This is a genomic window from Sphingobium sp. FG125 (assembly GCF_057809795.1).
The window spans coordinates 1-8,756 of record NZ_JBMDKQ010000040.1; the positions used below are offsets into that span (position 1 = coordinate 1).

Sequence of the window (8,756 nt, forward strand, 5' to 3'; positions counted from 1 at the left end):
GGTTTCTCGACTTCGCTCGAAACGAACGGAGAGGAGAATGACTACGCTGTCACAGGGGTGGAGGCGCGGCGCGGGGTCTGATAGACCCGGCGGGATGACGCTTTCATCATCGCTCGATCAATCGTTGCTGGACCATGCGGCAGATGCGCCAATGCTGGCGCAGGTGCAGGCCTGGGCCGCGGTGAACAGCGGGTCACGCAATCTGGACGGGCTGGGCGTGATGGCCGGGTTGCTGGCGGATGCTTTTGCCGTGCTGCCGGGCGACGTGCGGCTGGTGGAGGCCGCGCCGGTCGAGACGGTCGCGACCGATGGGCGGATCAACAGCGTCGAATCCGGTCGGCACCTGCATCTGTCGGTCCGGCCTGACGCGCCAGTGCGGCTGCTGCTCACCGGGCATATGGATACGGTATTCGGGATAGATCATCCGTTCCAGTCGCTGCGCTGGCTGGAGCCAGGGGTGCTGAACGGGCCAGGGGTGGCCGACATGAAGGGCGGGCTGGCAGTGATGCTGGCAGCGCTGTGGGCGTTCGAGGCATCGGGCGAGGCGGCAAGGCTTGGCTATGATGTCATTATCAACAGCGACGAGGAAGTGGGCAGCCCCTCCTCTGCCGCACTGCTGCGGCAGGCGGCGGCGGGCAAGCTGGCCGCCTTCACCTATGAGCCCGCGCTGCCCGATGGCACGCTGGCGGGCGCGCGGGCGGGGAGCGGCAATTTCTCCATCATCGTCACCGGACGCAGCGCCCATGCCGGGCGGAACCCGGATGACGGGCGCAATGCGCTGCTGGCGGCGGCGGATCTGGCGCTGCGGCTGAAGGCGGCCAGCGGCAAGGGTTTTTCCTGCAATCCGGCCAGGATTGACGGTGGTGGACCGAATAATGTCGTACCCGACCATGCCGTGTTGCGAGTGAATTTCCGGCCGATGACGCCTGCTGACGAGGTGGCGGCGCAGGCGTTGCTCGATCGGACTATAGACGACGTGGCGCGCGACCATGACGTCAGCCTGCATTGCCATGGCGGCTTTGGCCGTCCGCCCAAGCCCATGGACGCCAAAGCGCTGGCGCTGTTCGATCTGGTGCGGCGATGTGGCGCGGAACTGGGGCTGCCGATCGGCTGGCGCGATACGGGCGGAGTGTGCGATGGCAATAATATCGCGGCGTGCGGCGTGCCGGTGGTCGATACGATGGGCGCGCGCGGTGGCAATATCCATAGCGACGCGGAGTTTCTGCTGACCGACAGTCTGGCGGAACGGGCGCAGCTTTCCGCGCTGGCGCTGCTGCGGATCGCGCAGGGGCAATATAAAAGAGAGGGGATGATCGCTTGAGCTTCATCATGCGCACCGCGCGCGCGGACGATTTGCAGACCTTGTACGAGATGGCCAAGCTGACGGGTGGCGGCTTCACCAACCTGCCGCCCGATCGCAAGGCGCTCAGTGCCAAGCTGGAGCGGACGGCGACTGCGCTTGGGCGCACTGATGACGGCATCAAGGACGAACTGATCGTGCTGGTGCTGGAGAATGTCGAGACGGGCCAGGTCCGCGGCACCTGCCAGATTTTCAGCACCGTGGGGCAAAGCTGGCCCTTTTATTCCTATCGGTTGGGCGTGCTGACCCAGCATAGCCGGGAGCTGGCCCGGACGTTCCGGGCGCAGATGCTGTCGCTGACCACCGATCTGGAGGGATCGACCGAGGTGGGCGGGCTGTTCCTGCATCCGCGTGAGCGGGCCGAGGGGCTTGGGCTGCTGCTGGCGCGCAGCCGCTATCTCTATATTCGCGGGCATCGGGCGCGTTTTGGCGACCGGATCATCGCCGAATTGCGCGGGGTGATTGACGAGGCGGGCGGATCGCCATTCTGGGATGGGCTGGCCGGGCGCTTCTTTGGCATGAATTTTCAGGAGGCGGACGAATTCAACGCAGTGAACGGTAACCAGTTCATCGCTGACCTGATGCCCAAGACGCCCATCTATACCGCGATGCTGACTGACAGCGCGCGCGCCGTCATCGGCCTGCCCCACCCCAATGGCCGGGCGGCGATGCGGATGCTGGAGACCGAGGGGTTCATCAATGCGGGCTATGTCGATATTTTCGACGGCGGGCCGACGATGGTGGGTCAGATCGACCAGCTCAAGACAATCGCGGCGGCGCGTGACGTCACTTTGTCATCCTGCCATGAAAAGGGCGGCGTCAAGATGCTGGTGTCGACCGGCACGCTGGCCGACTATCGCTGCACCTATGGCTTTGTGGTCGAGGATGAGGGTGGCGCGGTGTCGCTGGACGCGGCGAGCGCGGCGCGGCTGCATCTGGAACCGGGGCAGAGCTTCACCATGGCGGGACGGGCATGAGCGTTACCGAGATCAACTTCGACGGGCTGATCGGGCCGAGCCATAATTATGCCGGACTGAGTTTGGGCAATCTTGCCTCTTCGCGCAACGCGGGCGCGGTCGCCTATCCGCGCGCGGCGGCGTTGCAGGGTATCGAGAAGATGCGCGGCAATATCCGGCTGGGGCTAGCCCAAGGACTGTTCCTGCCGCAATGGCGGCCTGACGGGATATGGCTGGCGCAGTTGGGGACGGATATTGGCGCGGCCGAGCCGCATATCCGGGCGGCGGCGATGTCGGCATCATCCATGTGGGCGGCCAATGCGGCGACGGTATCCCCCGCCAGTGATACCGCGGACGGGCGTACCCATCTGACCGTCGCGAACCTGGTCACCATGCCGCATCGCAGCCATGAATGGCCGCAAACGCTGGCGCAGTTGCGGGTCGCCTTTTCCGATCCGCGCGCCTTTGCGGTTCATGCACCTGTGCCAGCGCCGTTCGGGGATGAGGGCGCGGCCAATCATATGCGGCTGTGCGACCATCATGGCGCGGCGGGGATGGAGATATTCGTCTATGGTCGGTCGGGTGGCCCCTTCCCCGCGCGCCAGCATCTTGAGGCGAGCAAGGCGGTGGCGCGGCTGCATGGGCTGGCCCCGGCGCGGACCCTGTTTGTCGAGCAGTCCGAGGAGGCGATCGCGGCAGGGGCGTTTCACAATGACGTCGTGGCGGTCGCCAATGAGCGGGTGCTGTTCGCGCATGAACTGGCCTTTGCCGACAAGGCAGGCTTCTATGCCGATCTACGCGCGGCGATGCCCGGTGTCGAGATTGTCGAGGTGCCAGCCAGCGCCGTCAGCCTGACCGATGCGATCAAATCCTATCTGTTCAATGCGCAACTGGTGACGCTGCCCGATGGCGGCATGGCGCTGATCCTGCCGACCGAGGCGCAGGAAACGCCAGCGGTGTGGCAATGGCTAGAGCAGATGGTGGTGGGCAACGGACCGATCCGGCGGCTGGTGCCGGTGGATGTGCGCCAGTCCATGGCCAATGGCGGCGGCCCCGCCTGCCTGCGATTGCGGGTGGTGGCTGACCCGGCGACGATCGACCCACGCTTCATGATGGATGAGGGCAAGCTCGACGGGATCGCACGGATCGTCACGGATTATTGGCCCGAACAGATCGCGCCGGACGACCTGTCCGACACGCGGCTGATCGCCCGGATCGAACAATCATGGTTAACCCTTGTTGACCATTTGCAGCTTTCGGGCGATCTAATCCCATAGCGGCGGGCCGCAATGCCAGGTGGGATCATAATGGAACGCATCAAACGCCTTTTCACCATAAAGACCAAGTTTGAGGCGTTTCTGATCATCTATGCGCTCGCGCTGGGTGCGTCCGAGCGCGGCCTCGTCTATATGCAGCAATATCCCGGCTTTGGCGGGCAGTTGCTGGCCCTGGCCTGCACGGGCGCGGTGTTCATGGCGGGGGGCAAGATGCTCGACGCGCTCGACTATCAGCGCGCCTACGGCAGTTAAATCGCGCTTCACTCCGAAACGGAGTGGTCTGTCGATTCACCTTTTGATCCGGTCCTGTATCGTGGCTTCCTTACATGAACAGGGAGCCATGGAGCCATGCTGGATGACCGTCGCGGGCAAAGCGTTGCCGCCGCTGAACTGGTACGCAATTTCGCGCATTGGCGGGAGGTCGGCGCGCGGGAGCCGGTGATGATCACCCATCATGGCCGCGAGACCCATATCTTCATGGGGGTGGAGAGTTTCCGCAGTCTGGGTGTGAGCGATGGTCCCGCCGCAGCGCCGGACCGGATGCGCGAACTGGCAAACCGCATCTATCAGGGGCTGATCCTGTGCCGCAGCGACCTGAGCATCGATTATGTCAACGGCGTGGCGCTGGCGATGACCAAAAGGTGGGACCGGCATCTGGAAGGGCGGTCGTTATGGGAGGCGCTGCCGGAATTTGCCGGCACGCTGACCGAGGCGCATATCCGCCACAGCCTGGCGTCCGGTGAGGCCAGCGCGGCGGACATCCCCTCCCCCTTCCGCAGCGACGCCTGGCTGCATTTCGAGACATTCCCGTTCGGCGACGGCATCGCCTTGCTGCTGCGCGACATTACTGCGGACATGCGCCGTCACCGGTTGGCCGACGTCAAGTCCGCGATCCTGAAAGCCATGAGCGTGCATGGCGGGGTGGGCTATGTGCGGATATCGACGCGCGGGTTCATCGAGATTGCCGACGACACATTCTGCACGATGATCGGCCTGCCCGAAGAGAGGCTGTCGAGTGTGTCCCTGCCCGACGTCGTAGAAGTATCGGCGCGGCCGCACTTTCGCGAGCAATTGGAACGGGTGCTGCGCGGCGAGGGTGACCGGCGGGTGGCGACGCGGCTGCTGACCAATGGCGGGGCAGTGATGCCGGTGGAGGCGGCGATCGCGCAACTCCATGGCACCTACGGCACCGAGGGCGCGGTGATCGTGATGACGGGCCAGCGTGTGGCGGCCACACAGGGCACGTAAACGGCGGCCGGTGCGGCTTTTACGCAAATTCATGGTCCGATTCGGAGGGAGTGGATCAGGATCGATTGATCCGCCGGATCGGTGGGGCCGAGATATGCGGGAATTGCGTACTATCCACCGCAAGCCGATCAAACCGGCTGTTGAGCGTGCGACGCTATGCTGTCCTTATGCGCCAAAGCCCCTCCCCCCGGTTCCGGCCGATCGCCTCCCTGCCCCGTCATGACGCGGGCAGCGTCTTAGTTGAGGCAGCCTTTGCCCTGCCGCTGCTGATCAGCCTGCTGTTTGGCATATTAGTCTATGGCAGCTGGTTCATGACCGCCCACAGCCTGCAACAGGCGGCCAATGATGCGGCACGGGCGGCAGTGGCGGGCCTGGACGCAACCGAACGACGCGCGCTGGTGGAGCAGAGCATTGTGGCCAGCCGCGCCGCCTTCCCCGCGCCCGCCGCGCAGACGATCAGCATCGGCACGGACGAGAGCGGCGGCTATTATCGAGTGACGCTGAGCTATAATCTGAGCAACGCGCCAATCTTTGCGGCTACCCCCATTCCCCTTGCCGCCACGACGCTGCAGCGCAGCGCGGTCATACGGATTGCGGTGCCGTGACCCGGCGCGGCGCGATGCGCGATGCGCGCGGCGGCATCAGCCTGATCCTGGCGGGATCGCTGTTCATGCTGGCGGGCGCGGCGACGGTCGCAGTCGATCTGGGATCGATCTATCTGGCCAAGCGGCAGTTGCAGGGCATTGCCGATGCGGCGGCGCTGGCGGCTGTCGGTGGCGGGCGCAGCGCCGCGGAAGGACTGGTGGGACAAAGCGGGGTCGGCGGCATCGCGCTGATCGGCTTGGAGGGCGGCAGCTACCGGGCCGATAGCGCGGTTCCGGTGGCCGATCGCTTCGTTGCAGGCGAAGGCGGGGCGATGCGGGTCGAACTGCAACGGCGAACGCCACTCTTCTTCGCCCGGCTGCTGGTCGGGCGCGATGGCATCGACCTGCGCGCGCGGGCGATAGCGGCACGCCAGGACGCGGCGGCCTTCTCGATCGGCACCGGGCTTGCAGCGGTCAATGGCGGACTACCCAATATGCTGCTGTCGAGTCTGGCCGGTACGCAGCTCAACCTGTCGGTGATGGACAGTCAGGGGCTGGCGAGCCTGAACCTGGACCTGTTGGGCGTTGCCGACGCACTGCGGGTGCGGACGGGGCGCGATGGCGAGGCCTATGGCGCCTTGTTCGACCGTGACATCCCGGTGTCCGATGTGATTGGCGCGATGGCCGACAGTGCAGGCGGCAGTCAGAGCGCGGCGGTGCTACTGGCTATGGCGGGGCAGATCGCGGGACGATCGGTGCGGCTGAGTGATGTCATCGATCTTGGCCCGATGCGCGGCGCGGCCAGTGCGACGGGGCAACCCAATGTGCTGCTCGACGCCTTTTCGATGCTGCGCATGATCCTGAGCCCACCGTCGGGGACATCGGTTCCGATGGATTTGCACTTGACCGTGCCGGGGCTGACATCGACCCGGTTGATGCTGGTGATGGGTGAAGGACAGGCGCGTTCTCCCCTGCTGAGCGTGACGGCGGACAAGTCGGTCGTGCTGCGCACCGCGCAGACCCGCCTCTATCTGGAAAGCAGTGTGGCGACGGCGCTGTCGGGTATCGCGTCGGTGCGTCTCCCGCTCTACGTCGAACTGGCGGCGGCGGAAGCACGGCTATCGGCGATCGACTGCACCACGGGATCGGCAGGCCAGGGCGTGACGCTGGCGGTGACGCCGTCGATCGGCACGGCGGCGCTGGCGGATGTTGATGTGCAGGCGCTGACCAATTTCAACGCGCCCGCCAATCCGCGCCCGGCTGTGCTGGCGCAAGTGCTGGGCACGAAAGTGACAGGCTATGCCAATATCGCGCTGGGTGGTGTGCAGCCGCAAAATGTGCATTTTTCGCCCACGGAGATCAGCGCGCAGACAGCCAAGCGGGTCAGTACCAATGATCTGACGCAGGGGCTGGCCGAGAGCCTTGCCAGCCGAACGCAGGTGCAGGTGTCCGTGCTGGGCATCAATCTAAGCCTCAGCCCGCTGGTGCCGGCCATCGGCACGCTGCTGGCGACGACCGCACCCTTGCTGGACGGCATATTGGCGAGCGTAACGGCAACGCTGGGGGTGCAACTGGGCTATGCCGACGTGCGGGTGCATCAGATGCGGTGCGGGATGGCGGCGATCGTCGCCTAACGGCTTGCGCTGGCGGCACTGTGCCGTCAGGAGCGGGAGCCATGGGCGCTATCATGCTACAGGGAACCGGATCGGACGTGGGCAAATCGGTGCTGGTCGCCGGATTGTGCCGCGCGCTGGTGCGGCGTGGCTATTCCGTGCGGCCATTCAAGCCGCAGAATATGTCCAACAATGCGGCGGTGACCAGCGACGGCGGAGAGATTGGCCGGGCGCAGGCGTTGCAGGCGATTGCGTGCGGAGTGCCGCTGCACACGGATATGAACCCGGTGCTATTGAAGCCGCAGGCCGACCGGACGTCGCAGCTGATCGTTCATGGTCAGGTGCGCGGAACGCTGGGGTCGGGCAATTTCCGCAGCGCGCGTGGAGAACTGCTGGGTGCTGTGCTGCAAAGCTATGCGCGATTGAGGGCGCAGTGCGACATTGTGGTGGTCGAGGGGGCGGGATCGCCCGCCGAGATCAACCTGCGCGCGGGCGACATTGCCAATATGGGTTTTGCCCGCGCGGCAAACGTGCCGGTGATTCTGGTGGGCGACATCGACCGGGGCGGCGTGATTGCGGCCGTGGTTGGCACGCGCACGGTGATCGACCCTGACGACGCGGCGATGATCAAGGGGTTCCTGATCAACAAGTTTCGCGGTGATCCGGCCCTGTTCGAGGATGGCTATGCGCAGATTGCCGCGCTGTCGGGCTGGCGCGGCATGGGGGTGGTGCCATGGCTGGATGCGGTGGCGCGATTGCCGAGCGAAGATGCCGTCGTGCTGGAACGGCGCGCCCCTTCCGCAGACGCGCCGCTGGTCATCGCCTGCCCGGTGCTGCCGCGTATCTCCAATTTCGATGATCTCGATCCGCTGAAGCTGGAGCCGTCGGTCGAGTTGCGGATGATCGGGCCGGGGCAGGTGATCCCGGCCGACGCGGCGCTGGTCATCCTGCCGGGGTCGAAAGCGACAATTGCCGACATGCGCGCGATGGTCGCGCAAGGGTGGGATATCGACATTCGCGCCCATCATCGGCGTGGCGGGGCGGTGCTGGGGATTTGCGGCGGATACCAGATGCTGGGGCGGACAATCAGCGATCCCGAAGGTCTGGAGGGAGCGCCGAGCGCGGTAGCGGGTCTTGGGCTGCTGGAGGTCGACACGCTGTTGTCGGCGGGCAAGGCGCTGGATCTGGTGCAGGGACGTGGTCTGGGCGCAGATTTCAGCGGTTATGAGATGCATATGGGCGCAACCAGCGGGGCGGATTGTGCGCGGCCCTTTGCGCTGCTGGACGGCGACCGGGCCGATGGGACGATCAGCCGCGACGGGCTGGTCCTGGGCAGCTATGTCCATGGACTGCTGGCCAGCGCGCCGTTGCGCGACGCATTGCTGCGGCGGCTGGGCGGGCAGTCGGCACTGGCCGATTATGGACAGACGGTCGAGGATGCGCTGGACGAGGTTGCCGCGCTGCTGGAGCAACATGCCGATATCGACGCGATGGTCGCGCTGGCGCTGTCATAACAGGCAAATGGTGCACCCAGAGCGATTCGAACGCCCGACCCTCAGATTCGTAGTCTGATGCTCTATCCAGCTGAGCTATGGGTGCGCTGGAAGGATTAAAGCCTGGCGTAAAGCCGGACTCGACGTCCTTCAAAATGTTGGTGCACCCGGAGCGATTCGAACGCCCGACCCTCAGATTCGTAGTCTGATGCTCTATCCAGCTGA

The 8,756-nt window shown here is 65.3% G+C and carries 8 protein-coding genes and 1 tRNA gene; 8 read left to right on the plus strand and 1 reads right to left on the minus strand.

The features are described from left to right. Window positions 1–94 precede the first annotated feature (94 nt). The 8 genes from ACODSR_RS20560 to ACODSR_RS20595 all read left to right on the plus strand — a co-directional run bounded on the left by ACODSR_RS20560 (window position 95) and on the right by ACODSR_RS20595 (window position 8,552). Entirely contained in the window at window positions 95–1,321 is a 1,227-nt protein-coding gene (locus ACODSR_RS20560; protein ID WP_489078386.1) for a hydrolase, read from the plus strand. Then, complete coding sequence (locus tag ACODSR_RS20565; RefSeq protein WP_489078387.1) at window positions 1,318–2,337, plus strand: arginine N-succinyltransferase; 1,020 nt, start codon at window positions 1,318–1,320, stop codon at window positions 2,335–2,337. The genes ACODSR_RS20560 and ACODSR_RS20565 overlap by 4 nt, the downstream gene beginning before the upstream one ends. Then, on the plus strand, window positions 2,334–3,593 hold the full coding sequence (locus ACODSR_RS20570) for an N-succinylarginine dihydrolase (RefSeq protein WP_489078388.1): 1,260 nt from the start codon (window positions 2,334–2,336) through the stop codon (window positions 3,591–3,593). Before ACODSR_RS20565 ends, ACODSR_RS20570 begins: the two co-directional genes overlap by 4 nt. Before the next feature lie 30 nt (window positions 3,594–3,623). Then, entirely contained in the window at window positions 3,624–3,845 is a 222-nt protein-coding gene (locus tag ACODSR_RS20575) for a hypothetical protein (protein WP_119745953.1), read from the plus strand. A 96-nt stretch (window positions 3,846–3,941) separates the two neighbouring features. After that, window positions 3,942–4,841, plus strand: a complete 900-nt coding sequence (locus ACODSR_RS20580) for a PAS domain-containing protein (RefSeq protein ID WP_489078389.1) — start codon at window positions 3,942–3,944, stop codon at window positions 4,839–4,841. 167 nt (window positions 4,842–5,008) lie between these two features. Then, on the plus strand, window positions 5,009–5,446 hold the full coding sequence (locus ACODSR_RS20585; RefSeq protein ID WP_489078391.1) for a TadE/TadG family type IV pilus assembly protein: 438 nt from the start codon (window positions 5,009–5,011) through the stop codon (window positions 5,444–5,446). Next, window positions 5,443–7,059, plus strand: a complete 1,617-nt coding sequence (locus ACODSR_RS20590) for a pilus assembly protein TadG-related protein (protein ID WP_489078392.1) — start codon at window positions 5,443–5,445, stop codon at window positions 7,057–7,059. Before ACODSR_RS20585 ends, ACODSR_RS20590 begins: the two co-directional genes overlap by 4 nt. 41 nt (window positions 7,060–7,100) lie before the next feature. Continuing rightward, window positions 7,101–8,552, plus strand: a complete 1,452-nt coding sequence (locus ACODSR_RS20595; RefSeq protein ID WP_489078393.1) for a cobyric acid synthase — start codon at window positions 7,101–7,103, stop codon at window positions 8,550–8,552. 8 nt (window positions 8,553–8,560) lie between these two features. Here the strand turns inward: ACODSR_RS20595 and ACODSR_RS20600 are convergent. Then, window positions 8,561–8,637: transfer RNA gene (locus tag ACODSR_RS20600), tRNA-Arg, on the minus strand. Window positions 8,638–8,756: the final 119 nt, after the last annotated feature.